At 66.9% G+C, this 25,755-nt stretch carries 14 protein-coding genes; 10 read left to right on the top strand and 4 right to left on the bottom strand.

Annotated elements, in window-relative coordinates; genetic code table 11:
- Positions 1-23: 23 nt before the first annotated feature.
- The 7 genes from LVJ94_39455 to LVJ94_39425 all read left to right on the top strand — a co-directional run bounded on the left by LVJ94_39455 (position 24) and on the right by LVJ94_39425 (position 8,568).
- A complete protein-coding gene (locus tag LVJ94_39455; GenBank protein WXB02973.1) occupies positions 24-503 on the top strand; it encodes a (2Fe-2S)-binding protein in 480 nt (159 codons plus the stop codon).
- Positions 500-2,596: a molybdopterin-dependent oxidoreductase gene (locus LVJ94_39450; GenBank protein ID WXB02972.1), complete on the top strand. Its 2,097-nt coding sequence runs from the start codon at positions 500-502 to the stop codon at positions 2,594-2,596. Before LVJ94_39455 ends, LVJ94_39450 begins: the two co-directional genes overlap by 4 nt.
- Entirely contained in the window at positions 2,593-3,150 is a 558-nt protein-coding gene (locus tag LVJ94_39445) for a hypothetical protein (GenBank protein ID WXB02971.1), read from the top strand. Before LVJ94_39450 ends, LVJ94_39445 begins: the two co-directional genes overlap by 4 nt.
- Positions 3,151-3,185: 35 nt before the next feature.
- A complete protein-coding gene (locus LVJ94_39440; protein WXB02970.1) occupies positions 3,186-4,211 on the top strand; it encodes an XdhC family protein in 1,026 nt (341 codons plus the stop codon).
- Between the two features lie 10 nt (positions 4,212-4,221).
- Positions 4,222-6,009: a SufS family cysteine desulfurase gene (locus tag LVJ94_39435; GenBank protein WXB02969.1), complete on the top strand. Its 1,788-nt coding sequence runs from the start codon at positions 4,222-4,224 to the stop codon at positions 6,007-6,009.
- A gap of 5 nt (positions 6,010-6,014) precedes the next feature.
- The gene (locus LVJ94_39430) at positions 6,015-6,440 is read left to right on the top strand and encodes an SUF system NifU family Fe-S cluster assembly protein (protein ID WXB02968.1); all 426 of its coding nucleotides are present in this window, start codon (positions 6,015-6,017) and stop codon (positions 6,438-6,440) included.
- Positions 6,441-6,711: 271 nt separating this feature from the next.
- A complete protein-coding gene (locus tag LVJ94_39425) occupies positions 6,712-8,568 on the top strand; it encodes a sulfatase-like hydrolase/transferase (protein ID WXB02967.1) in 1,857 nt (618 codons plus the stop codon).
- 1 nt (position 8,569) lies between these two features.
- Here LVJ94_39425 and LVJ94_39420 read toward each other — a convergent pair whose 3' ends face one another.
- The 4 genes from LVJ94_39420 to mxcH are packed head-to-tail and all read right to left on the bottom strand — an operon-like array spanning position 8,570 to position 16,693.
- A complete protein-coding gene (locus tag LVJ94_39420; GenBank protein WXB02966.1) occupies positions 8,570-11,959 on the bottom strand; it encodes a hypothetical protein in 3,390 nt (1,129 codons plus the stop codon).
- Entirely contained in the window at positions 11,956-12,846 is an 891-nt protein-coding gene (locus tag LVJ94_39415) for an ABC transporter ATP-binding protein (GenBank protein ID WXB02965.1), read from the bottom strand. Before LVJ94_39415 ends, LVJ94_39420 begins: the two co-directional genes overlap by 4 nt.
- A 20-nt stretch (positions 12,847-12,866) precedes the next feature.
- Complete coding sequence (locus tag LVJ94_39410) at positions 12,867-14,087, bottom strand: hypothetical protein (GenBank protein WXB02964.1); 1,221 nt, start codon at positions 14,085-14,087, stop codon at positions 12,867-12,869.
- Between the two features lie 14 nt (positions 14,088-14,101).
- Positions 14,102-16,693 (bottom strand): TonB-dependent siderophore myxochelin receptor MxcH, encoded by a 2,592-nt coding sequence (gene mxcH / locus LVJ94_39405; protein WXB02963.1) that lies wholly within the window; start codon positions 16,691-16,693, stop codon positions 14,102-14,104.
- A gap of 225 nt (positions 16,694-16,918) precedes the next feature.
- Here mxcH and LVJ94_39400 point away from each other — a divergent pair, with 225 nt between their 5' ends.
- The 3 genes from LVJ94_39400 (at position 16,919) to LVJ94_39390 (ending at position 25,741) form a co-directional block, all read left to right on the top strand.
- A complete protein-coding gene (locus LVJ94_39400) occupies positions 16,919-17,869 on the top strand; it encodes an alpha/beta hydrolase (GenBank protein WXB02962.1) in 951 nt (316 codons plus the stop codon).
- 65 nt (positions 17,870-17,934) lie between these two features.
- Complete coding sequence (locus LVJ94_39395) at positions 17,935-19,320, top strand: salicylate synthase (GenBank protein WXB02961.1); 1,386 nt, start codon at positions 17,935-17,937, stop codon at positions 19,318-19,320.
- Complete coding sequence (locus LVJ94_39390; GenBank protein ID WXB02960.1) at positions 19,304-25,741, top strand: amino acid adenylation domain-containing protein; 6,438 nt, start codon at positions 19,304-19,306, stop codon at positions 25,739-25,741. Before LVJ94_39395 ends, LVJ94_39390 begins: the two co-directional genes overlap by 17 nt.
- The last annotated feature ends 14 nt before the right edge of the window (positions 25,742-25,755 follow it).

Below are 25,755 nucleotides of genomic sequence, written 5' to 3'. Positions count from 1 at the left end.
CGTCCACCGTAGATTGACGGCAAATGCCTATATCGAAGTTCGTGCTGAACGGTCGCGACGTTCGGATCGACGTGGACCCGGAGACGCCGCTGCTTTGGGTGATCCGTGAACAACTCGGCCTTACGGGGACGAAATACGGGTGCGGGCGAGCCTTGTGCGGTGCCTGCACCGTGCACCTCGATGGAAAGGCCATTCGCTCGTGCGTGTATCCGGTGAGCGAGGTGGAGGGGCGTCAGGTGACGACCATCGAAGGCCTGAACGGTGGCGTGCAGCACCCGCTGCAAGCAGCCTGGATTGCCGAGAACGTCCCGCAATGTGGGTATTGCCAATCCGGCCAAATCATGGGCGCGGCCGCCATGCTCGCGGTCAATCCCGCACCGAACGACGAGGATATTGCCAGCGTCATGGGGGCTCACCTTTGCCGGTGCGGTACGTATCCGAGAATCCGTTTGGCCATTCATCGTGCCGCGGCGCAAATCGGGCGCTCTGGAGGAGGGCGATGAATCCCAGCCGGCGCGACCTGCTCAAGTTTGCGGGCGGTCTCGCGCTTGCGATGCACCTTCCGGCCTGCGGCCGCTCGTCCGGCGCCCCGACGGGGCCAGGAACGTCGTTCGAGCCGAATGCATGGCTGCGCATCTTTTCCGACGATCGCATCGTGTTCGTGCTCGATAGGGTCGAAATGGGGCAGGGGACGATGACGTCGCACGTGATGATGCTGGCGGAGGAGCTGGAGGTGGATCCCCAGCGCATGGAGGTCGTCCTTGCCCCCGTGGACCCCGCGTACGGCAATCCCGCGCTCGGGGGAGCTCAATTTACGGCGGGCTCCACGAGCGTCGAAGGCTCGTGGGACGCCTTGCGGAACGCGGGGGCGACGGCTCGTGAGATGTTGCGGCGTGCCGCGGCCGCGCAATGGAGCGTCCCGCTTGAGGAGTGCGATGCGCGCGACGGAGCCATTCGACATGCGAAGAGTCGGCGAACGGCCACCTACGGCGCGTTGGCGACCGCGGCTGCAGCTTTTCCCGTCGAGGCGCCTAGGCTCAAGGAACCTGGTGAATTTCGGCGAATTGGGACCTCGATTCGCCGTCTCGATGCGCCGGCCAAGACGAATGGTTCGGCGGTGTATGGCCTCGACGTCAAGCTTCCGGGCCTCGTCGCCGCGGTGGTGATGCGTCCGCCCGCACGCGGTGCGCGAGTCGCCTCGTTCGACGCGGCCGTTGCGCGGACTCGTCCGGGAGTGCTCGACGTGATCCCGCTGCCTCAGGGAATTGCCATCGTGGCCGCGACCTATTGGCAAGCGCGCAGGGCCTCCGAGGACGTGCGCATCGCGTGGGAGGGCGGAATCACCGGGGCCTCCTCGGCATCGATGCTGCCGCACTACCGCGATCTGTCGTCGCGACCGGGGACGGAGCTAAGTGCTCGAGGCGATTTGGACGCGGAGTTGGGCCGCGCGGTCGCCACGTTGGAAGCGACGTACGAAGTCCCGTTTCTCGCGCATGCGGCGTTGGAGCCAACGAATGCGACGGCGATCGTGACCGGCGACCGCTGCGAGATTTGGGTGCCCACGCAAGCGCCGATCGCCATGCAGATGGTGGCCGCACAGGTCCTGGGGCGTCCGGCGCCGGCGATTCAGGTTCACACGACGATGATTGGGGGAGCCTTCGGGCGCCGTACCCAGCCGGATGAAGTCATGGACGCGGTCATGATTGCCCAGCGCATCGGCAAACCCGTCAAGGTCGTGTGGTCGCGCGAAGACGAAATGGCCAATGACTACTATCGGCCCATGGCCGTCTCGTTCATGCGCGGTGGTCTCGATTCGACGGGGGCGCTGCGCGCCTGGCTGTGCCGCCTCGCGGTCCAGACGGGACCGCTCACTCCCGGGATCGACACGGAGGCGCTTTCTGACACGCTGTATGCCATTCCGGCGATGCGGATCCAGGGGTGCGTGGCCGAATCCATCGTGCCAGGTGGTGCCTGGCGCTCGGTGGCGCAATCGTCCAATACCTTCTTCCTCGAGGGCTTCCTCGACGAGCTCGCGCACTTGGGAGGGCGCGACACGTTGGACTTCCGCCGCGCGCTGCTACGCGATAGCCCGAGGCCTCTCGCCGTCCTCGAAATGGCTGCATCCAAGGCGGGTTGGGGCAGCCCACTTCCTGCAGGCATGGGTCGCGGCATCGCGCAACAGACGAGGGCGGGCAGCCATTGCGCCATGGTCGTGGAGGCGGAGGTGAATGGCACGGACGTGCGCGTGCGGCGGGTGGTGGCGGCCATCGATTGTGGCCTGGTGATCCACCCGGATCTCGTGCGCGCGCAAATCGAGGGATCCATTGTCTTTGGGTTGGGGGCGGCGCTCCACCAGCAGATCACCTTTCAGGACGGGCAGGTTCAACAGAGCAACTTCGACGATTTTCGCCTGCTCCGCTACCACGAGAGCCCGCCCATCGAGGTGCACGTCGTCGAGAACACCGAGCGGCCGACGGGGTGCGGCGAGGTGGGGGTACCCCCGGTTGCACCGGCCCTATGCGGAGCCATCTTCGCAGCGAGCGGCCGGCGCATTCGCCGTTTGCCGATTCGCGAGGCGATGAGGGAGGCATCGTGAGCCCGCGCTCCTTGGTGACGGCATCCGTCATCGCGTTCACCGCAGCGGTGGGATGGCTCGGCCGGCCCGAGAGCGCGGTGGCCGCGGACCCGCTCGCGGAGTACGACGTCGTTTACAGCGTGCTCCTGTCGCCGCGCTGCCGAAATTGTCACCCCGCGGGAAATGCGCCGCTGCAGACCGACGAGGGCATTCCGCACGCGCAAAATATCTCGCGCCGCTCGGAGAGCAACGGCCTTTCGTGCTCGACATGCCATCGTGAAACCAATGGGCGGTTGCCGCACACACCGCCCGGCGCGCCGCATTGGGATCTCCCGCCCATCGCGACCCCGATGGTCTTCGAAGGCCGGACGCCGCGGCAGCTCTGCGAGCAGCTCAAGGATCCCGTGCAGACGAACGGCAAAGACCTCGAGGCCCTCGCCGAGCACATCGCGGCCGATCCGCTGGTCGCATGGGGCTGGTCGCCCGGCCCCGGACGCACGTTGCCGCCCGCCTCCCACGAGCGAACGACGGAGGCGATTCGTGCGTGGGTAGCGGGCGGAGCGCCCTGCCCGTAATCGACGTGGGAGGTTGCATTTGTTAAGGTGATAGGGTGATCGATCTCTCGTCCATTCTCGATGCTTATGCCGCGGCGCGCCGGGCCGGCGAGGTGGGATGGCTGGCCACGTTGGTCGAGGTGGAAGGCTCCACGTACATGCGGCCGGGGGCGCGCGCATTCATCACGCCGCGGGGGGGCGTGGTCGGTCTGGTGAGCGGCGGCTGCCTGGAGAAAGATCTCGCGGAGCATGCGCGCGCATTGTCCGTCGATGCCCCACGGCGGCTCGTCGTGTACGACTTGCGCGACGAGGACGATATCGATTTTGGCCTCGGGCTTGGCTGCAAAGGCAAATTGACCATTGTGATCGAGCCCATCGATCCGCACGATCCGGCGAATCCGCTGGAGCGCCTGAGGGCCTTTTGGAATCAACGGCCTCCGTCGCCGGGGGTCGTGGTTACGGCGCTGGACGAGGCCCGGCCGGCCACCGCCCTCGAACGCGAATGCACCGAAGTGTTGCGAGCGGGCAAGTCGCGAATCGTCGCCCTCGATGGGAAACGCTATTTCGTCGAATACCTTGCGCCGCGCATGTCGCTGGCCATTTTTGGGGCCGGGCCTGACGCCGTTCCGGTGGTGCACCGGGCCAAGGCGTTGGGCTGGTGGGTGGCGCTTTGGGATCATCGGGAGAGTGCGCTGGCGAACGATGGCTTTTCCACCTGCGACGAGCGGCATCTCGTCCCGGTCGCGGGGCTGGCGCGCGCGGCGGCGGAAGCTCGAACGACCGCGGCGCTGGTGATGACGCACCACTACCGGGCCGATGCAGAAATTCTGCGCGGCCTTGCCGGGCGGCAGCTGCCGTACGTGGGCTTGCTCGGTCCGCGCGATCGGGCGCGTGCGCTCTTCGAGGAGCTCGCCGAGCCGGTTCTCGAGAACCTGCACAGCCCCGCAGGGCTCGACGTGGGCGCCGGGACACCGGAGGCCATTGCGCTGTCCATCATCGCCGAGATTCACGCCGTGCTGCACGGGCGGTCCGGCGGTTCGCTGCGCCACCGCGGAGGTCCCATCCATGACCGCGATGCATGAAGTCCGAAGCGTGCACACCGTAATTCTGGCGGCGGGCGGTTCGAGCCGGCTCGGGCACCCCAAGCAACTGGTCCAAATCGGTGCGGAGGGCGTGAGCCTGCTTCGCCGTGCCGTGCAGATGGCGCGCGCTTCGGAGGCCGCCTCCGTCACGGTGGTGCTCGGTGCCCACGAGGCGGCCATGGCGGCGGAGCTCGCGGGTCTCGACGTGCGGACGGTGCACAACGCAGCCTGGCAACGCGGCATGGGGTCTTCGATCCGGTGCGGCGTGCACGCGCTGCGTGGTGCCCCCGTCGAGGACGGCGTTCTCTTCGTCGTGTGCGATCAGCTGCGCGTGACGACGGCGCACGTGAATCGGATGATCGCGGCCTTTCGCGAGGGGGCGGCCATCGTGGCCAGCGGCTACGCGGATACGGCGGGTGTGCCGGCCCTCTTCGCGGGCAGCTTTCGCGAGGAGCTCGCCGGCCTGGAGGACCAACAGGGAGGCAAGCACGTCCTCGAGCGGCATGCGGCGCGCGTCCGTGTGGTACCGCTCGTCGGCGGGGAGGTCGATGTCGACACCGCCGAGGATCTGCGCCGCGCGCGGTCCTTTGCCGTTGGGCGCGACTTTCCCGCCCTCGAGCAACAGGTGAACGAGAAGCCGCTGGTCTACTTGGATACGGCGGCCACGGCGCTCAAGCCGCGCGCGGTCATCGACGCGGTCACCCAGGTGTACGCGCGCGATTGCGCGAACGTGCACCGCGGGCTTCACCAGCTTTCGCAGCGCGCGAGTGCCGCGTACGAGGGCGCGCGTGCGGCGCTCGGCAGCTTTCTCGGTGCGCGTTCCCCGGAGGAAGTCGTCTTCGTTCGCGGCGCGACCGAGGCGCTCAACCTGGTGGCCGCGTCGTGGGCGTTTCCCCGGCTCGGCCCGGGCGATCGCATTTTGGTGACCGCCCTGGAACATCACGCGAACCTCGTGCCGTGGCAGGTCGTGGCACGGCGTACCGGCGCCTTTCTCGACGTCGCGCCCATCGAGCCCTCGGGCGATGTGTCCCTAGAGGCCTTCGCCTCGCGCCTCACGGCGCGCACGCGCGTCGTTGCCGTTTCGCATGCCTCGAACGTGCTCGGTACGGTGCTTCCCATTCGGGACATGGCGCGCCTCGCCCACGCCCAGGGCGCCGTCCTCGTCGTCGACGGTGCGCAGGCGGCCCCCCACGTGCGCATCGACGTGAAGGAGCTCGATTGCGACTTTTACGCCGTGAGCGGGCACAAACTCTACGGCCCGAGCGGCATCGGTGTCCTCTGGGGGCGCGCCGCGCTCCTCGCCGACATGGAGCCGTACCAAGTCGGCGGCGACATGGTGGCCGAGGTGGCGTTCGACGGCGCCTCGTACCGCCCGCCGCCCCACCGCTTCGAGGCGGGCACGCCGAACATCGAGGGGGCCATCGGCCTCGGCGCGGCCGTACGGTACCTCCGGGGGCTCGATGCCGCGGCCCGCGAAGCGCACGAGCGTGATTTGCTCGAATATGCCGTTTCGACCTTGGAGCAGATTCCCGGTTTGGAGATCGCGGGCTCGCCGTCCACGCGCATCCCGCTGCTCGCGTTCGCGATCGAGGACGTTCACCCGCACGACTTGGCCACCTTCCTCGATGGCGAAGGGATTGCGGTTCGCGCCGGCCACCATTGTGCGCAGCCGCTTCTCGAGCAGCTCGGCCACACGGCGCTCACCCGCGTATCCTTCGGCATCTACAACACGCACCGCGACATCGACGCACTGGCCGAGGCCCTGCGCGGTGCCCGCGATTTCTTCTCGGTGTTCTAGGGCAAATGGGCTCCGTTCGCGATCTCTACAAGCGCACCATCCTCGAACATAGCCGCGCCCCGCGGAACTTCCGCGCGCTCACCGGCGAGGGGATCCTCTCCGCCGAGCTTCGCAACGTCACGTGCGGCGACCGCATCGTTCTTGCCGTCGCCGTCGAAGACGACGTTCTCCGCGACATCGCTTTTCAGGGAAGCGGCTGCGCCATCAGCATGGCCTCGGCCTCGGTCATGACGGAGGCCGTGAAGGGGCTATCGCGCACCCGCGTGTCGGACTTGCACGAACGATTCGCCGCGCTCGTCCGCGATGGCGTGGAGAGCGAGCTGGGAGAGCCGGGCGAGTTGGCCGTCTTTCGGGACGTCGCGCGCTTTCCCGTGCGGGTGGCATGCGCCACCCTGGCGTGGGACGTGCTGCATGTCGCCATGGCGCTGTAGCCCGCGTCGGTGAGGGAAGCTTCTTCTCTCGAATCCAAATGAAGTTTTCCAAGGATGGATTCTGTCGGTGGGGCACCCACGCATGTCGCCAGACATCGCGTTGGTGGACGTCGATATGTCCACGAACCGCCACGCGAATGTTGCGTCGTTGACACAATCTGGACTCCTCGTTATATCGATTGCATCGATGTTTGGCGCCCCAGCTGGCCCCATCGGCGCTTGGGTACGTTCAATCCCAACGAGCCTTTGGATTTCCGCGTTCGTTCAAACGGTGTTCCTCATCGCGCTCGCCGCGAGTGATGGCTATGACGTTGCGCGCCATGGCGAAGCAATCCGCGTTTTGCTGACGTATGCCACGGTGTTGGCCCTTTTCGGGCTGATTCTCCTGGCCATACGGACGCCCCGCCGGGCAACGCGCGCCACGGCGGTGGTGTTCTCCTTGTTCGTCGCGGCCAACTTCGCGCGGTTCGAAACGACCGGCTCCTTCGACTACGGCTTCGTGCGCGCGAATCTTCGGGAGATCGCGACTCCCCTCGGGCGCCGCATCGTTCTCTCGAACGTGCACCTATGGGAAGTCGTCGTTCTCTTCGCCCTCCCGCTGGCCCTCATTGGCGCGATCGTACGCTGGCCCGCCCCGCGATGGCGCGGAACGGAGCGGTCACGCCGCCTCGCGATGGGCGTGTGCGTTCTCGTCCTGGTCGGCGTGCCCGTGGCGCGCATTCGCACGCACGAGTCGCTGACGGATTTCGTCGTCTCGGCGTTCCGCTTCCACGCCGTGAAGCGCGCCGCCGCGGCGAGCATTCACGGGGCGGAATTCCCCCTGGTGCACGAGTCCGTACCCACGGCAGCGCGCATGCTCGCCAGCGCCGATGCCCCTCGGCCCCACGTCATCCTCCTCTTCCTCGAGTCGTGGAGCGGGCACTATTCCGATAAGACGCGTCCCGACGGTCATCCGTTCACCCCCACCTTCGACGCACGCCGGCGCGAGGGACTGACCTTCGATCATTTCTACGGCAACTCCGTGCAAAGCAGTCGCGGTCACTTTGCGACGCTTTGCTCGCTCATCCCGATGATCCATGCGAAGGAGTTCGTCGACATCCCGAACACGCGCGTGCGTTGTCTGCCGGAGGTGTTGGGCGAGCAAGGTTATGCCACCTCGTTCCACTCTGCGAGTGACGAGCCGGATTTCGATTCCGCCGACAAGTTTCTCGCCCGCATTGGCTTCGACGATATCCGCTTTGCGCAGAAGCGCCCCGAAACGCCGGAAAGCTCGGTCTGGGGCGTGGGGGTTCAGGACGACGTCTTCTACCAGCGTTTTTTCGCGGGGCTCGATGCGACGATGGCGCGCGAACCGGGCAGGCCTCAGTTCGCCGTGCTGGCGAATGCGTCGCACCACTATCCATTCGACAAGAATCCGAATCACGTCCCCGATCCCGAGTACGACGGCCAATCCACGAAGTACCAACGGAACTACACCGCGTCGCTCACCGCGTCCGATAGGTGGTTGGCGACGTTCTTCACGGAGCTTGATCGAAGGCCTGCATTCCGAGACGCCATCGTCATTCTCGTCGGCGATCACAGCTTTCCGGCGGACGAACATGGCATCCACTTCAATGGGATTGGCTCGTTCGAAGAGACATTTCATATCGGCTTTTCCCTTCGCTGGAAGGGCCACGTGCCGCCGCAGGTGGTCACCGATCGCGCGGCCTCGCAGATCGATCTCGCGCCAACGATCCTCGACCTGCTCGACATCCGCACGGCGACGCCCTTCATGGGGCAATCGCTCGTGTCGGGGGACGCGGCCCGGCCCCCCGTCCCGCTCGTGCAGCCGTACGACGGTGTGCAGCTGGCGGCCGTGCGGTGGCCATTCAAATTGACCGTGCACGAATCGGCGGAGCAAGAGCACCTCTACGATCTCGCGCAGGATCCCCGCGAAGAGAACGATCTCATCGATGATCCGCTGTTTGCCCCAGAGGTCGCGACGCTTCGGCCGACCATCGTCGGCATCCACGCGAACGAAGACATCCTGCTCACGAACCGCGTCTGGCCGTTTCCCGCCTCACGAAGACCGAAGGCCGATTCGACGGTCTTCACCGAGTGGCGTCAGACGCACGTGACGTTGCGCTAGATCAACGCGCGCCCGCTCGCCAGGCGTTATCCCGTGGCGAGCGCTCGAAGGAGGGGCGCGCATCGAAGACGACGAAGGGCGTCTGCGGATCGAAGGTGGCGGGGAGCTGTGTCCGGCGCGTGGGCGTCGCGTCGTCGTCGAAGCGTTGCAGCGCATCGAACGTCTTGGCGTCGGGCTGCCAGCCATCCTTTTCCCAGTGGAAGCGTTGGCCTCGTGCCTGCGGGCCGCCCGTTTCGCTGGGGGTGACGGTGAGCTCCGATGCGGCGGGCGGGCCCAGAAGCGCGCGGCTCGTCTCGGGACCGACGACCTTCTCGAGCGCCGTTTGCACGGTGTCGCCGAGGCGCACCCTATCGGCCACGCGTGTGGCGGCGCGCACGGCCTCCGCGGGGCCGACGGACTGCGCCCACGCCAGGGTCTCCAGCGGCGCGTACGAAGGGACCCATTTGGCATCGCCATCGCGGGCAAGGCTCGAAAGCGGTGCGTCCAGCGCGCCCAGTGAATCGGCGACGCGGTCGCTGCGACGGGCGAGAAGGGCGAGCCATGGATCCACGCCGTCGGCGGCTCGGACGCACTCGAGCCCGAGCCATCCAGCGACGCCGTCGAGCAGCCATCGCGCGCCGGGTTCTGCCCGAGCATCGGCGCGATCGGCGAGCCAACGTGCAGCGAGGGCCTGGGCCAGTGCCGCGCGTCGGGTGGAGCGCCCGACGCCCGAGGATGCGATGTCCCAACCTTCGCTCTCGGGCAGCCACACCATCGCGCCGTGCACCTCGAGCTTTCCGCGCTCGCGCGGCGCCTGCACGATGCTGGTCACCTCCGGGGCGGTGCCGAGGTGCGTTCCAATGCATTCGCGCATGCGGCGGACGTCGTCGAGGACTTCGCGCGCCGTGTCGACGTGCGTGGCGCCGTGCCACACCATGAGTCCATCCTCGTGCCGTTCGTGCAGCGCCGCCCCTTCGGGCAGCCAAGCGACGGCAAAGTCGAGGCCTTGATGCGTATCGCCTTGGGTCGTCGTCGAGTTTGCGCCCTTCACGTCGGCCGCATCCTGCTCGGAGAACGACACCGACCAGTGCCAATCCCCTGCGGGCGCCACACCCGCCATCGGCACGAGGGCCTTCGCGTCGATGGGGGAAGGCTGCTCCGGCAGCCCGAGATTTCGTCGCATCGAGGGCGAACGCAGGGCGCGCTCGCCGTCGATCCCCAGGCGCGGAAGCAGGTCGGCAGCGCGTGCCCAAACGCCCGAGCCGTCCAGCCAGGGTGCCTCGTTCTCCTCGAACCAGCCGGGGGCGGCGACGGTGATGTTCAACTGGACATTGCACCCACGGTCCGGGCAGCTGCCCAGGTCGAGCATGAAGTGCTCCTCCTGCTCGACGACGTCGCGCGGGCTACCGTCCACGCGGGCCTCCTCGATCCGCATGCCCGTGCGCAGCGCTCCATGGAGCTTCGCACGTGCCGTGCGCACGCCGCGAAGTTGCCAGGTGATACGGGCCGAACGCTCCGATGGATGGATGGTCGCCTCGACCCGTCCTCCCTCCACGGAAAAGGGCGACGCCTCCGCCCAGAAGCTTTTTTCCCACGCGGCATCGGAGGCATTTTGCTCGGTCTTCGAGGCGAAGCCCGATTGCACGACGATCCGATCGCGCAGGAGTACGGTACACACCACGAACGCGGCGAAGCTCGCCATGCCGAGCAGCCCCGCGCCCTGCCGGAGCCTCCGCGCGGCGTCGCGCCATCGTGCGAGCCAGGTGATCGCCGTGCCTCGGGCGTGCGCCAACCAGGCGAGCGCGATGGTGAAGGCCACGACGCTCATCTTGAGACAGGCCATTTGCAACACGGGGCCGAGCCACGGGCTCCAGCCGGAAAACTCGGACAGCGCAATGTGAACGGGCACGCCCACCTGCGCGACGGGATAGGAAACGATGTCCAATTCGTGATTCAGCAGCGCAATGAACGCGACCAACATCGACAGCGCATAGGCGGTGCCCGACGAACGCACGAGCGCGTGCACCAGGAACGTCAGCGCGCCGAGCTCCAGGAGCGGGGGGGCGGCCACCAGCGCATTCACGAGCAACGCCGTCCAAGGCTCGAAGGTCGAGGGAACGGTGAGCCCGACCACGATCCAGTTCGACAGGGTCGGCAGTAGCGCCAGGACGAAGGTCAGGCCGAGGGCCGCCAGCGCCCGCCCAAGAACGCGCGTGCCGAGTGGCGCGGGGGTGGCGTCGATCATCTCGTCGAAGCCGGCCCGATCGTCGCGTCGGACGAGCGCGCCCACGAAGCCTGCCACGGTAAACAAGGAAAAGACGTAAGAAAGGCGAAGCAGGAACGGCGCGAGGATCGCAGCACGTGGGACGAACGGCCCGTCGGCGTGGCCCACCATGTGATAAAAGGCGCCGGCCACGTTCATCAACGTCCAGAGTCCGATGGCCACGCGAAAGGCCCATCCTTTGGTCGCCTGCATCAAATGCCAACGAGCCTCGGAGAGGGTGGCGCTTTTTAGAATACCGCTCTTCGTCGAAATACGTTTTTTCGGAGGGGCATGGCTCTTTTGCGGGATCGCCCGCTCCAGAACGAGTGCCTCACGCCGTTGCCGATGGATCGCCCAGCCCAAAATCGCAGCAGGGATCGCCGTCCAGAGCAGGCGATTGAGCAGCAGCGGTGCACTCAGCGCCAATTGTGCCGTGGCCTTCTCGTGCGGAGTCCATCGCTTCGTCTGGGCTTCCGCTTCTCCAAAGCCACTCACGTCGAGCACCGTGGCGATGTCCGCGTGGACGCTGCCGCCGCGAAGCACGACCATCGCGATCATCCAGACCAAAATGACCACGGCGGCCACGGCAAACGGCCCCGCGCTGCTTCGCGTTCGCAAGGCTGCGGCGAGATACAGCGCCCCCAGTCCGAGCGCCGACGGCACCACGAAGAGAATCCACGCCCACGTGATGGCCGCATACGGCGTTGGCCCGACGGCCTCGGGCGGGAAGGCGCCCAGTTTGGCCAAACCCGGAACGAGCAGAAACCCGATGGAGCTCGACGAGCCGAGGATGACCGCCAGCCCGAGCGCGCCGGCATACCGCGAAAGCAAAAGCCCGCGCAGAGAAACGGGCGCGGTGAGCACGAGCTCGTGGAGGCTTGCGGTGCGGTCGCGCGTCACGACCTGCGCGAACACCCACGCCCACGCGAAGACCAGCCAGAACGACTGCCCCGACGTCATCTGGAAGATCACGTGCGGGCTGTTGCGCGCCACGTCGGCGCCGCCCATCTGACGGAGGTACTCCGCGTTGAGGAGCATCATGAAGAGGTAACCCACCAGCCCCACGAACATGAGCGGGACCAGCGAGGTTCGCAGGCCCGCCCGAAGCTCGTGCCACGCTTCCATCGCGTAAATGCGCATGATGCTCATGCGGCCTCTTTTGCCAGCTGCGCTTGCGCGAGCACGTGGTGGTACGCATCGTCGAGCCGGGGCGCATGCGGCACGTAACCCTCGCCGGGTGGTGCGTCGCCGATCACGATGGCGCGCGTGCCCTCCGGCGATGCCGACACGTTGAGCACGTCCTCGGGGGCGCGCTCCGTTCGCGGGTAGATGCGGCTCCAGGTGCGGCCTTCCAGCGGCCGAATCAACTCCGCTGGCGTTCCGCTTGCGACCACGCGCCCGCGATCGAGGATGGAGAGCCGGCCGCAGAGGCTCTCGATGTCGTCCACGATGTGCGTCGACAAGAGCACCACCGCCTCCGCCGCAACGTCGGCCAGCACGCGGTGGAATCGATTGCGCTCGGCCGGATCGAGGCCTGCCGTCGGCTCGTCCACGATGAGCAACTCGGGCGAGCCCAAAAGGGCCAATGCGATCCCGAACCGACGCAGCATCCCGCCGGAATACGTCGCCACCTCGCGGTGCGCCGCGTCGGTCAAGTTGACCCGCTCGAGCAGCATGGCCATCTCCGCTTCGCGCTCGCGTCGGTCCGTGCGCCCCTTCAACCAAGCAAACCGTTCGAGCAGCGACCGCGCCGTCACACCCGGGTACGCACCGATCTGCTGCGGAAGATACCCGAGGCGGCGCCGCAGTCCGTCGGGTGAGGCGATGACGTCCAGCCCGTTGAAATGGATGGTCCCTGCATCCGGCGTTTGCAAGGTCGCCAACGTGCGCATCAGCGTACTTTTGCCCGCGCCATTCGGCCCCAAAAGGCCATAGAGACCTGGGCCCACCTCGAGCTCCACGCCATCCAGCGCCCGAAGACCATTGGTGTAGGTCTTCTTCAATCCTCGCACGAGTAAACCGTTCGATTGCGACATGGCAAACCTCGTCAATGGAATCAGCGGATGCGAACGATGCCCCAGGTAACCCCGGGCATCACGAGACCCTGGGCCGGTGCGCCGTCGCCTGTCCTGCGCCGCAGGGTGGTGGTGGCGAAGTTGGCCGTCGAGACATTCTCGTAGGCCTGGCCGTCCACCTCGAAGACGGTGATGCCGCCGGCGAGCGGCGCGGCGTCGGTGCGCTCGGCGGGTTTCGTATTGTCCAAGGTGATGCGCCACGTTTGCCACGCCGTGGCCGAAAAGGCCTGGTTGTACGTCGCCCCGGGCGCCGGCGCATAGAGCGTGCGATCCAGAACGCGTACGTAGGCCTCGCCGTTCGAGCCGGGAATCAGCCCGCCGCTCGGCGCCCCGGTGACGTCGTTGAGCGTGACGACGGTCGGATCCAGCGTGTCTTGCCCGGCGGCCAGGCGTGCCAAACAGGGGGCGGGCGAATGGCTCGGCGAAATCAGATGCACGGAGGCGACGTACGGATCGGATGCAAAGTACACGTCCCCGTTGGGCGCGCTCGCCGTGTAGAGCAATCCCCCGCAGGGGGCCTTTTTGACGGCCATGGTGCCGTTCGACGTATCGAAGAAGAGAATCTTCGATTCGGGCGCCACCTGATCGTAATTGGCGCTCGTGCCATAGACGGCGGTAACGTACCGGTTTCCGAATTTGCGAAAGCCGTTCTGCGCGAGAAATGTATTCTCGGAGCCGGCGATCAAGACCTCGGCGAGGCTGATGCGCCGGACGATCTGCATGGCGGCGAGGTCGAGTTCGAGGGCTTGCCCCGATTTGGGGTCGAAGAGGTATCCCTTGTTGGGCCCGTCGAAGAGCATATTCTCGCCCAGAAGGGCCGAAATGCCCACGCCGCCCAATCCGAGTTTCCCTTGGACTTCCGGGCGTCCGCCGTTCAATCCGTATTTCGATACGGTGAGCTGCTCGGAGCTGACGACGTAAAAGACCCCCGTCTGCGGGACACCCCAAATCGAGGCACCGCCCGGAAGCTCGATGGCTTGATCCAGCTTGGCCTCGCCCCCGTTGATGTCGCTCACCAGCCAGAGCAGCGAGGTGACCTGCGTAAAGTCGGGACTGTACACGCGCCCCGTCACGGCGTACGCGGGACCGCTGCTCGTGGGCGGGGGCGTGTTCGACGTCGAATCGTCGCTGCTGCATCCCGCCACACCCAAGAAACAGGCGGCGATCCAAAAAGCGATACGTTGGTTTCGGCGAGTCGTCATGGTGATGCTTCTCCTCAAAAATCAGCCGACGTTTTGACGTAAAAGGCCCTGCCAGGGCGTTGCACACCGAAAAAGTCGAAGACCGCTTCATCGGTGAGGTTCTGAACCTCCACGGTCATCCCAAAGCTCGTCGCATCCTTGCGGGCGACGTAGCCGAGGGCCACGGAGTGCACGAATTGGGACGGGATCTCTTTCTTGAATTCCGTCTGACCGAGGCTCTCCCACGTGCGAAAAAACGAGTGCACGTACCGGCTGTTCCACGTGAGGGAGATTTCGTCCTGCGCGGCGAACGCCTGGCGCATCTGCAGTCGTACGGAGCCGTTGCCGAAGAGGTAAGGTCGATTGGGAATGCGATCTCCTTCGAAGTCGCCGAACGTGCCCTGGTGCGAGCGGTTTCGGAAATCGACGTACGTGACGTTGCCATCGAGTACGACGTACTCCCCCGGCGACGTCCAACCGGCGGAGCCTTCCACCCCGAGCGAGCGCCCGTCGTAGACGTTTTGGTAGCTTTGCGCGCGCGCGTCGCCAAAGAGGCTGATGAGGTTTCGTGCCTCGCGCAGGAAGGCATTGGCCGTCGCCCGCCAGTTGCCGGACGGGGTCTGGCGCGCGTCGAACGTGAGTCCGAGGTTGCCGTTGTGGCTGGCCTCGGGCTCGAGGCTCAGATTGGGGATGATGAGGGCATTGTTGCCGAATACTTCGTCGGCCCGGGGAAGGCGTGTGGCGTATTCGTAGGATGCTTTGGCGTAAAGCCAAGGTGAAAAGCGATAACGGATTCCATTTCCCGCCCCGAATCGATGGGTGTCGCGATCGCGCCGCTGGAAAACGTTGCCCGGGAGCGGCTCCTCGCCCTGGAGGCTCTGCACGTAGTCTTTGGCAAATGCGATGTTTTGCAGACGTCCTTCGAAGAAGTTGGCCTCGTATTCGAGGCCGTTCACCAAGGTGAACAGCTTGCGTTCGGACGACAGCGGATCGCGGTCCTGGGCATTGCTGGGGAATTGAGAGCGGCCCGTTCGCACCAGGTACGTGGGGGCTGCGGACAGCCGCAGGACGTGGGCTGGGTGAAGTCGCCACTCGACGTTGAGGCGGGCGAAGCCGGTGTCGTCGAAGAGGACGTCGTCGTGCGCGCGCAGCGGATCCGACTCTCCCGGGCGGAGGCGCGGGTCGGTGCAGCGGCCGAACCAGTCGTACGTGCATATCGCGGTGTCCAGGAAATGCCCGCGCGTGCGCGTGTATCCGCCCACGACGTCCATGGATACGCCGTGGCCGAGCGGCTGCGTGTACCGCAAGCTCGCGCCCATGGAGGTTTCGCCGTAGCTCACGCCGCCGTAGGGCACGGTCATCACGACGTTGTGCTGGTACTCCTTGTCGAAGTCGGTCACGAAGGCGCGCAGCAGCAAACGCTTCGCCCAAGGCCGATCGACGAAGCCCACCTCCACGTTGCCGCCCTCGGCGCGGTAGCGATCGTGAAAGCGGTAGATGCGTGTGGGCGTGATCACGCCGCGCGTGTCGGCGACGTCGACGTCGACGGGGTAATCGTTCTTGGCATAATCGACGAAGGCGTTGGCCCGTGCGAACAGGCCGCTTCCCTCGTCCAAGTGCCTCCCGCCGAGGGTCAATCGATGCGTGTCGAAGGAGCCGACTTCGTATGAGGCTCCCGCGTGCGTGCCGCGGATGTCGCGATCGGTGACCAGGTTGACGGCGCCGCCCAACGCATCGGCGCCCAAGCGCACGGGCACGACGCCGCTGTAGACTTCGACCCGGTTGAGGAGGTTCACCGGCACGTTGGCGATGCCAAAGGGGTAGCCCGCGAGTTCGAGGGGAACGCCGTCGAGGAAGAAGCGGACCTGGTCATCGGTCAGCCCATTGAGCGAGAAGCGCGTGCTGGAGCCGAGACCGCCTTCGCGCCGCACGCCGACGCCTTGTGTGCGGGCGAGCACCTCGCCCAAGTCCGCCGATTCGCGCTTGGCGCGATCCATCTCGACGACCGCCACCGCCTCCGCCGACCCGCGGAGGCGATCCGCCTCGGATTTGCCTTTCACCGTGACGTCGGTGGGCGTTGGACTCCCCCACCCCAACCCTCCCCCGGAGGGGGAGGGAGCCGAAACGTCCGTCCCCCCTGCGGCGGTGCCCCCGGCTCCCGGTGGAGAGACAGACGTCCCGGCTCCCGGTGGAGAGACGGACGTCCCGGCTCCCTCCCCCCCCGGGGGAGGGTTGGGGTGGGGGAGCGCAGGAAGACGAAACTCGTACGAATAGAGAATACGCGCCGCAACGGCCCTGCCGTTCCTCTGGGCCGGTGAGAACGAGAAATGCAACGCCGCCTCGCGCGCAGCTTCGTCGAAACCGTGCCCGGCGGGCTGCACCGGCTCCGCCGCCGAAACATGTCCAACGGCATCGACGGTAAGGCGCAGTACGACGGTGGCCTCCAAGCGCTGCGCGAGCGCCTCGGGCGGATACGTGGCCTCGATGGACGAGGCGAGCACCGGCGGCAGCACCTCGTCGGCCTGACGCGGGGGCTCCGATGGCGGGGGATCCTGTGCGCGTGCGACACCCTCCACGAGGCACGCGCTCGCTGCCACCAGGGCAGCACAGAAGACAAGTCTCATCATTGTACGAGCTACCACTCGCTAGCGCATCTATCAGCAACCACATTGAATGAGCAATAGAATTGCATTTTCAACAACGCTCGCTACACTTCTGCATCTGCGAAACCGTTGCCTGTGTCTGGCGTTGTTGAAAATACATGTTAATTGCATTTACATCTGTGCTGCGTGGTTGCTAACGGTTCTTTCATGGGACTTATGTCGAGACGATGCTTCGCAACGACTTTGTCGATGGGAATCCTGTGTGCCGTGTCCGCGCAGGGGCAGGAGGCTCGAGGCGCAGCCTGTCCGCCGACGTGTGAACGCGTGATTTTCGACGTGAAATTGCAGCCCGACGCCACGGAGCCGCACCGCATGGTGGGCTCGCTGTGTGCGCGAGGCCCTGTCGCGCCGCGCACCTTGCAGGTCCTCGTTCACGGTGCCACGTATACGAAGGAGTATTGGGATTTCCCGTACGCCCATCCGCGGTATTCGTATGTGGCCGCGCAAACCGCCGCGGGTTTTGCCACCCTCGCCCTGGACGGCCTCGGCACCGGCGAAAGCGACCGCCCACCGGCCGAGCGAGTCACCACCGCGGCCAACGCGTACGCCGTACATCAAATCATTCAGACGATGCGCGCGGGCTCACTCCGGCCCGATCGCATCGTTTTGGTGGGCCATTCGCTCGGCGCCGCGGTTGCCGCCGTCGAAGCTGCGACCTATCAAGACGTAGACGGCGTGATCTTCTCTGGGATTCTCCACAACCAGGGGCCCGACAACCTTGCGCTCTACGGCCAATTGCAGCCGGCCGCACCCGCGGGATACGTGACCACCGTTCCCGGTCAGCGGGGACCGCTCTTTTATCGTTCCGAATCCGCCGATCCTGCCGTCATCGAAGCGGACGAACGCCTCAAATCGACGGTCAGCGCGACTCAATTTTCGGATGCTGCCGCGGGGGCGGCGGCCACGGCGTCCATCCGCGTGCCCGTGTTGGTCGCGGTGGGGGACGAAGATACGACGTATTGCAGCCCCCCGTCGTGCTCGGAAACGGGCGCCCTCGAACGGGAAAAAGCATTTTACGCGCACGAGGCCCGTGTCGAGGTACTGGGCATTCCGCAGATGGGGCATTCGCTCAATCTGCACCGTCGTGCAGGGGTCTGGTACGCGGCTGCGGCCGCGTGGACCGCGCGACGCGTTCACTGAAGTTCATTCATTCATCAATATTCCCAGAGTGGAACATGAAATATCGACAGTACGCTGAGGACGGTATGTCCGATAGGCCGACGTACGTCGAGCGACGCGTGACCGTTCACGCGGATCCGCTCGAATTGGCGGCGGCGCTCATCGCGTCGGCCGCACACACGACGTATGCGCTTTACGAGCGCCATGGAGAATGGAGTGCGGCGTTGGGCGCAGCCTACGAAATCGTCGTCGATCGCGACGACGTGCTCGTGTCGAGCGCGGCGGGTGCCCAGCGCATCGAAGGCGTCGATTTGGCATCGATGCTCGACAACGCGATCGCGAGCGTCCCGTTGCGCGGTTTCCGCGCCTACGGAACGGCGTCGTTCGAACTCGCGTATCGCTACCATGGCCTTTCCGGCAACCCGGCCAAGGAATCGCTTTTGCATCTTTGCGTGCCGGAGAGCGAAATCCGCCTTCGCGAGGGGACGGCGCTGGTTCGCGCGCTCACCCTCGCGGAGGTGGAGCGGCTCGTCGGCCTGGTGAACCGGCTCGATGCCGCCGCCGTGCGCGATGGCGCGGGTGCCGAAATGCCGCCCCGGGCGACGGGGGACATCGTCGATTTGGGGACGGGCAGCGCCAAGTACAAGCAGCTCGTCGCATTGGCCACGCAGGACATCGCCGCGCATGGTTTGGACAAAGTCATCGCGTCGCGCCGCGTTCCCATCGCCTGTCCCATCGATCTGGTGGCGTCGTACGTGGCGGGCCGCCGGCGCAACAATCCGGCGCGCTCGTTTCTGGTGAAACGCGGTGACCTGCAGTTCGCCGGATTCAGCCCCGAAACGGTGCTCGAGGTGAGCTCCGATGGAACCGTCACCACGCAACCCCTGGCGGGGACGCGCGCGCTGGTGGAAAACGATGCCGAGAATCACGGTTTGCGGTCCGAGCTCCTTCGCGACACCAAAGAGCTCGCCGAACATGCCCTCTCCGTGCGCCTGGCCTTCGAGGAGCTTGCGCACGTCTGTACCGCCGGCAGCGTGGCCGTAACGGATTTCATGTCCGTCTCGCCGCGCGGTACCGTGCAGCACCTTGCCTCGCGGTTGTCGGGCACCCTCGACGAGAACAAGAGTGCGTGGAACGCGTTTCAGGCGCTGTTTCCCGGCGTGACGGCGTCGGGCGTGCCGAAGCGCGAAGCGCTCGAGTGGATCCGCAACCACGAGCCGCACCGGCGCGGCCTTTACGCGGGTGCGATGATGTTCATCGACGACGACGGCGCCATGGACGCCGCCCTGATTTTGCGCACGGTGTTTCAGTACGGCGGCGACGCGTGGTTGCAGGCGGGCGCCGGAATCGTCGCGCAATCGACCCCCGATCGCGAGTTCGAGGAAACGAGCGAGAAGCTTCTATGCGTCGCGCGTGACCTGGTGCCTCGTAACCCTTCGACCGCGCGAGTCCGCCATGCCGAGTCACGATAGTTTCCTGGATGTGCGGGGCACGATCGCCCGCGTGCTCGGTGTGCCCGCGGAGTCCATCGACGATGCGAGCAACCTCATCGAGCTGGGCCTGGACTCGATTGCCATGATGCGCCTGGCCGGGCAATGGCGGCGTCAGGGCATCACGGTGGCCTTTGCCGAGCTGGCGGCGAACCCGGTGGTGTCCGCGTGGAGGGCCTTGCTGGAGAAGCCCGCGCCGCGCGCTTCGTCGGAGGCGTCGTCGCACGCGGACCCCATCGCCGTGGACGAACGCGCGCCGTTCGAGCTGGCCCTGATGCAGCACGCCTATTGGGTGGGCCGCGAGCAGGGCCAAAAGCTGGGCGGCGTCGCGGCGCACTTCTACAACGAGTTCGACGGCGAGAACGTCGACCCCGCGCGGTTGGAACGCGCCGTTCGTGCGCTGATGCAGCGCCACGGCATGCTCCGCGTCCGGATTGGCTGCGATGGACTGCAGCGCATCGTCGAGGGTGACGTGTGGCCCGGCCTCGAGGTGCACGACCTTCGCACGCGCACCGAGGACGAGGCACGGGAGGCGCTCGCGCTCTTGCGGCGGCAGCTCTCACATCGGCAGATGGACCTCGAGCGGGGCGAAGTGTTCGACGTGCAATTGTCGCTGCTTCCAGAAGGGCGCACGCGGTTGCACGTGAACCTCGACATGGTGGCCGCCGACGCCCTGAGCCTGCGCGTGCTCTTGGGCGACTTGGCGCACCTGTACGATGGCAACGAGCCGCCGTTGCCGGCCATCGGCTACAGCTACCCGCGGTACCTTCGCGCGCATGCGCAGCGGACGCGCGCGGGCGACCAGGCGTACTGGCGTGCGCGCCTGGAGCAGCTTCCCTCCGCGCCCCAACTTCCGGCCGCGGTGCAGGTCGCCGACGTCACCACCGTCGTGCGTCGCCACCGCTGGCTGCCGCCGGAGCGCGCGCGCGAATTCGAGGCGCGGGCGAGGCGTCACGGTCTCACGCCGGCCATGGCCATGGCGGCCGTGTTCGCGGAGGCGCTCGGCGCGTGGAGCGATGCGCCGCGATTTCTGCTCAACCTGCCGGTGTTCGACCGCGAGCCGCTCCACCCGGACGTCGGCTTGATCGTCGGTGACTTCACCTCGTCGATTCTCTTGGCGTGGGACGGCGAAACGCCGGGCTCCTTCGCGGAGCGGGCCAAGCGCCTGCAATCGCGGTTTCACGAGGATGCGGAGCACGTTGGCTATTCCGGGGTCGAGGTGCTGCGCGATCTGTCCCGCGCGCGCGCCGAGCAGGTGCTCGCGCCCGTGGTGTACACGAGCGCCCTCGGCCTGGGGGAGCTGTTTCCCGCCTCCGTGAAGGAGCGCTTTGGAACGGCGTCGTGGATCATCTCGCAAGGCCCGCAGGTCTGGCTGGATGCGCAGGTCACCGAGCTCGATGGCGGCTGGCTGGTCAATGTCGACGCCCGCGAGAGTGCCTTCGCGCCGGGCGTGCTGGATGCGCTGTTCGAGGCCCACGGCCAGCTGCTCGAGCGCCTCCTCGGTGAGTGCGGTGCATGGGACGAGCCCGTTCCCGCGCTGCTGCCGGCGGAGCAAATGCAAACGCGCCGCGCGGCCAACGACACAGCGAAGCCCCGCAGCGGCAAACGCCTCCACGATGGCTTTTTCGAGCGGGCCGAGCGTGATCCCGAGGCCATCGCGCTCGTCTGGGGCGAGGACGGCGCGATGTCGTACGGCGAGCTTCGTCACCGAGCTTTGCGCGTCGCCGCGCACCTGCAGGCGCACGGCGTTGCGGCCGGGGACGCCGTGGCCGTGCATCTGCCGAAGGGCCACGAGCAGATCGTCGCGGTCTTGGGGGTGCTGGCGGCGGGGGCGGCCTACGTGCCGGTGGCGATCGATCAACCCGCGCTGCGCCGCGAGCGCATTTACCGCGCGGCGCAGGTCGCGTACGTGCTGGAGCGCGATAGCCTGGCCTTGGGCCACGCGCTGCCGGGCGAGGGGCCAACGCTCCCCGCGCCGCTCTCGGGGAGCGATGCCGCGCGGGCGTACGTCCTGTTCACATCGGGTTCGACGGGAGAGCCCAAGGGGGTCGAGCTTCATCACGCGGCCGCGATGAACACGATCGAGGACCTGAATCGTCGTCTCGCATTGGGTGCAGCGGATCGAACCCTCGCCTTGTCAGCCCTGGAGTTCGACCTCTCCGTGTACGACATGTTCGCGCCGCTCACCGCGGGCGGTGCCATCGTCTGCATCGAGGAACGCGAACGCCGTGACGCGTACGCGTGGCTCGATCGCGCCAAACGGCATGGCGTCACCGTGCTCAATTGCGTTCCGGCCCTGCTCGACATGACGCTCACCGCGTCCGGCGGTGAGGCCCTGCCGACCTTGCGCGCCGTGCTGACGGGCGGCGATTGGGTGGGCACGGACCTTCCACGCCGCCTGTCCGCCTGGTCGCCGCACTGTCGTTTCCTCGCCCTGGGCGGCACGACCGAGACCGCGATCCATTCCACCCTTTGCGAGGTGACCGACGTTGCCCGGATGCCGGCGCACTGGACGTCGATCCCGTATGGCAAGCCGCTCGACAATGTGCAGCTTCGCGTGGTCGACGGCTTGGGTCGCGACTGTCCGGATTTCGTCGCCGGTGAACTCTGGATCGGCGGCGACGGCGTTGCCCTCGGCTACCGCGGCGACCCGGCGCGGAGCGCCGAAAAGTTCGTATCCGAACAGGGAACGCGGTGGTACCGCACGGGCGACCGCGCGCGGTACGTGGCCGGTGGCGATGTGGAGTTCCTCGGCCGCGCCGACTTCCAAGTGAAGCTGCGCGGGCACCGCATCGAGCTCGGCGAGGTGGAGGCTGCGCTGCGCAGCTTCCCCGGCATCGAGCGCGCCATCGTGCTGCTCGGAAAACATGCCCTGGCGGCCGTGGTCGTGGGCCCGTCGCCGGTCGACGTTGCATCGGTTCGCGCGTTCCTGGCGGAGCGATTGCCGGCGTTCATGTTGCCCGAGCAACTGGTGCACTGTACCGAGCTGCCTCTGACGGCCAACGGGAAGGTCGACCGCAAGCAACTGGAGCGCTGGGTGGCGTCGCTCGCCCCCGGCGACAATCGAGGTGCGAGCGCACCGGTCGGCGAGATCGAGCAGAGGGTCGCTCTCGCCTGGTCCGAGGCGCTCGGTGTGGTGGCACCGGGCCGCGAGGATAATTTCTTCGCTGCGGGCGGCGACTCCCTGGTGGCCACACGTCTGGTGCGTCGCCTGCTCGATCATGGCCTATGCGACGTGAAGCTCTCGGAGTTGTTCGCGCGCCCGATCCTGTCGGACTTTGCCGCGACCTTGCGCCTCGGCGAGGGGGCGCTGGCCGCACCGACGTTGACTGTGGATCCGAGCCGTCGCCACGAGCCATTCCCACCGACCGAGGTGCAGCGCGCCTATTGGCTGGGCCGCAATCCGAACTTCACGCTCGGCGGCGTGGGCTGTCACTTCTATCGCGAATACGACATCGACGACCTCGATGTCCCGCGCTTGGCTGCGGCGGTGGATGCCCTCGTCCAGCGGCACGAAATGCTGCGTGCCGTGTTCGACGAGAATGGCGAGCAGCGCATTTTGCTCGAGGTGCCGCCCTTCGCCATCGAGGTCGTCGAGGCCGGCGAAGACCCCGAGCGCGCACACGCCGAGCTTCGAAACGAGCTTGGGCACCGATGCTACGATCCGGCCCGATGGCCGCTCTTCGCGATGCGCGGCGTGCGCTCGGGCACGCGGACGCGTCTCGGGGTGAGCCTCGACAATCTGGTGGTCGACGCGCTCAGCATCCTCACCTTTTATGCAGAGCTGAATACGCTTTATCGAACGCCGGATGCGCGTCTGCCGCCGATCGAACTCTCGTTTCGCGACTACGTCGTTGGCCTGCCCGCGGACCCTCGGGCAAGGACGGCCGCGCGGGCGTTTTGGGAACGAAAGCTTCCGACGCTCCCGCTCGCGCCGCAGCTCCCGCTCGCGAAGAGCCCCACCGAAATAGGGCGCCCGCATTTCATCCGCTTCGAGGGGCGCATCGACGCCGGCGATTGGACGCGCATCCTCGGACACGCCAGCACGTGCGGCGTGACGGCATCGACGGTGCTGCTCACCACGTTCGCGGACGTCTTGAGCCGCTGGAGCAGCCATCCCGATCTGACGATCAACGTAACCTTGTTCGATCGGCGCGAGGTGCACCCGGATATCCATCGCGTGATGGGGGACTTTACGTCCCTCAGCCTGGTTGGATATCGACCCACGGCCGGCGAGAGCCATGCCGCTCGTGCGCGGCGCATGCAAGGGGAGCTCGGCCAGGCCCTCGACCATCGCGAGGTGTCGAGCATCTCCTTGGTGCGCGAAATGGCGCGGGCTGCCGGGAGGCCAGATCTTTCGATGCCGGTGATCTTCACCAGCGCGCTTGGCGTTCCGGGTGGTACGTCGGCGCCGGCGAGCGGGCCTTTCAGCAGGCCCGTCTGGGGCCTCACGCAGACGCCGCAGGTGTGGCTGGACCACCAAGTCGTCGAGTCGGACGGTGGCATCGCGCTGAATTGGGACGTGGTCGAAGGCCTTTTTCCCGAGGGCATGGTCGCCGACATGTTCGAGGCGTACCTGCGCGCGCTGCGGTGGCTCGCGGCCCACGCATGGACGCAGCCTCTGCCCGACGCGCTTCCCGATGCCCATCGACGCGTTCGCGACGACGTCAATGCAACCGCGTGTGCGTATCCCCAGCGGACGCTGCACGAGGCGTTCTTCCGCATCGCCCGCGAGCAGCCCACGCGCACGGCCCTGCATTGGGACGATGCGCAGGCGCAAAGCTACGGCGCGCTCGCCGAACAGGCCTTGCGGGTGGCCGCCATGCTGAAGCATCGCGGCGTCGAGCCGGGCGATCTGGTCGCGGTCAGCGTGCCGCGAGGACCCGAGCAGATCGCCGCCGTGCTGGGCGTACTGGCTGCCGGCGCCGGGTACGTTCCGATTGCGCTCGATCAGCCCATCGCGCGCCGTGAAGCGATGCTGCGACAGGCGGGTGTGCGCTGTTCGATCACCGATTCGATCCGGGAGGCGCGGTCCTTCGACCCGGCGCGGGAACCCGTCGTGGGCGATCCCGAAGGCACGGCCTACGTCATCTTCACCTCGGGCTCGACCGGCGAGCCAAAGGGCGTGGAGATCTCGCACCGCGCGGCGCACAATACGATTGTCGACATTCAGCGGCGCTTCGACGTGGGCGCGAGCGACCGCGTGCTCGCCGTGTCGGCCTTGGACTTCGACCTCTCGGTGTTCGACATCTTCGGTCTGCTCTCGGTGGGCGGCGCGCTGGTGCTCCTCGACGAAGAGCACCGCCGCGATCCGCGGCGCTGGCACGAGCTGGCCGCCCAGCACCGCGTCACCGTGTGGAACAGCGTGCCCACGTTGTTGGACATGCTCCTGCTCGTGGCCCATCAGGCCTCGCTGGCCTTGCGCCTGGTCCTCGTGTCCGGCGATTGGGTCGGTCTCACCTTGCCGTCGCGGTTGCAGGTCGTGCGATCCGGCTGTCGCTTCGTGGCGATGGGCGGCGCCACCGAAGCGGCGATTTGGTCGAACTTCGTCGAGGTCGAACGGGTGCCCGCCGGGTGGCAGTCCATCCCGTACGGCCGCCCCCTTGGCAACCAGAGCTTCCGCGTGGTGGACGCGCACGGACGCGACTGCCCCGACTGGGTCCCGGGCGAGCTCTGGATCGGTGGGGCCGGCGTGGCGCGCGGCTATCGCAGCTCGCCGGAGTTGACCGCGCGCAAATTCGTGGAGCATGGAGGCGCACGCTGGTACCGCACCGGCGATCGGGGTCGCTACTGGCCCGACGGCACCCTGGAGTTCCTCGGCCGCACCGACCATCAAGTGAAGATCCGCGGGCATCGCATCGAACTCGGCGAGATCGAGGCGGCGCTGAAGTCGCATTCCGAGGTTCGCGAGGCCATCGTGGCCGCCCACGATGGGCGCCTGCTGGCCGTCGTCGTGCTCGCGAACGACGTCTCCGAGCAGGCGTTGCGCGCGGTCCTCGAGGGCAAGCTTCCCTCGCACATGATTCCCGCGCGCATTCAGCGCATCGACCGCGTTTCGCTCACGGCCAATGGCAAAGTGAATCGTGCGCAGGTCCTCGAGCAGCTCGCCGGCCTGGCTGGCGCGCCGGACGCGCCCTCCGAGCCGCTGCGCGGCGATTGGGAACACTCGATTGCGGCCCTCTGGAGCGAGTTGTTCGGAGGGCGCTCCGTGGGGCCGCTCCAGAGCTTTTTCGAATTGGGGGGCGACAGTCTGCTGGCCACGCGTTTCCTCGAAGCGCTGCGGCAGCGTCACTCCATTCAGTTGCCTCAACGGCGCTTGTTCACCGGCCCGACCGTCCGCGAAATTGCCGCGGCGATCGCAGCCGATCCCACCGTCGCGCACTTCGAAGAAGGCGCGTTGTGAAGGAGCTTTCTGCC

Source organism: Sorangiineae bacterium MSr11367, assembly GCA_037157805.1.
GTDB classification, from domain to species: domain Bacteria; phylum Myxococcota_A; class Polyangia; order Polyangiales; family Polyangiaceae; genus Pendulispora; species Pendulispora rubella.
Note: the sequence above shows the minus strand (reverse complement) of the source record. Positions and strands in the feature narration are given on the sequence as shown.

What these genes read in the sequence shown, in the direction of transcription:
- LVJ94_39430 (WXB02968.1), top strand. Translation starts at nt 6,015, where the DNA reads ATGGGCTCCGTTCGCGATCTCTACAAGCGCACCATCCTCGAACATAGC.
- LVJ94_39420 (WXB02966.1), bottom strand. Translation starts at nt 11,959, where the DNA reads ATGAGCATCATGCGCATTTACGCGATGGAAGCGTGGCACGAGCTTCGG.
- LVJ94_39400 (WXB02962.1), top strand. Translation starts at nt 16,919, where the DNA reads ATGGGAATCCTGTGTGCCGTGTCCGCGCAGGGGCAGGAGGCTCGAGGC.
- LVJ94_39450 (WXB02972.1), top strand. Translation starts at nt 500, where the DNA reads ATGAATCCCAGCCGGCGCGACCTGCTCAAGTTTGCGGGCGGTCTCGCG.
- LVJ94_39415 (WXB02965.1), bottom strand. Translation starts at nt 12,846, where the DNA reads ATGTCGCAATCGAACGGTTTACTCGTGCGAGGATTGAAGAAGACCTAC.
- mxcH (WXB02963.1), bottom strand. Translation starts at nt 16,693, where the DNA reads ATGATGAGACTTGTCTTCTGTGCTGCCCTGGTGGCAGCGAGCGCGTGC.
- LVJ94_39390 (WXB02960.1), top strand. Translation starts at nt 19,304, where the DNA reads ATGCCGAGTCACGATAGTTTCCTGGATGTGCGGGGCACGATCGCCCGC.
- LVJ94_39410 (WXB02964.1), bottom strand. Translation starts at nt 14,087, where the DNA reads ATGACGACTCGCCGAAACCAACGTATCGCTTTTTGGATCGCCGCCTGT.
- LVJ94_39395 (WXB02961.1), top strand. Translation starts at nt 17,935, where the DNA reads ATGTCCGATAGGCCGACGTACGTCGAGCGACGCGTGACCGTTCACGCG.
- LVJ94_39455 (WXB02973.1), top strand. Translation starts at nt 24, where the DNA reads ATGCCTATATCGAAGTTCGTGCTGAACGGTCGCGACGTTCGGATCGAC.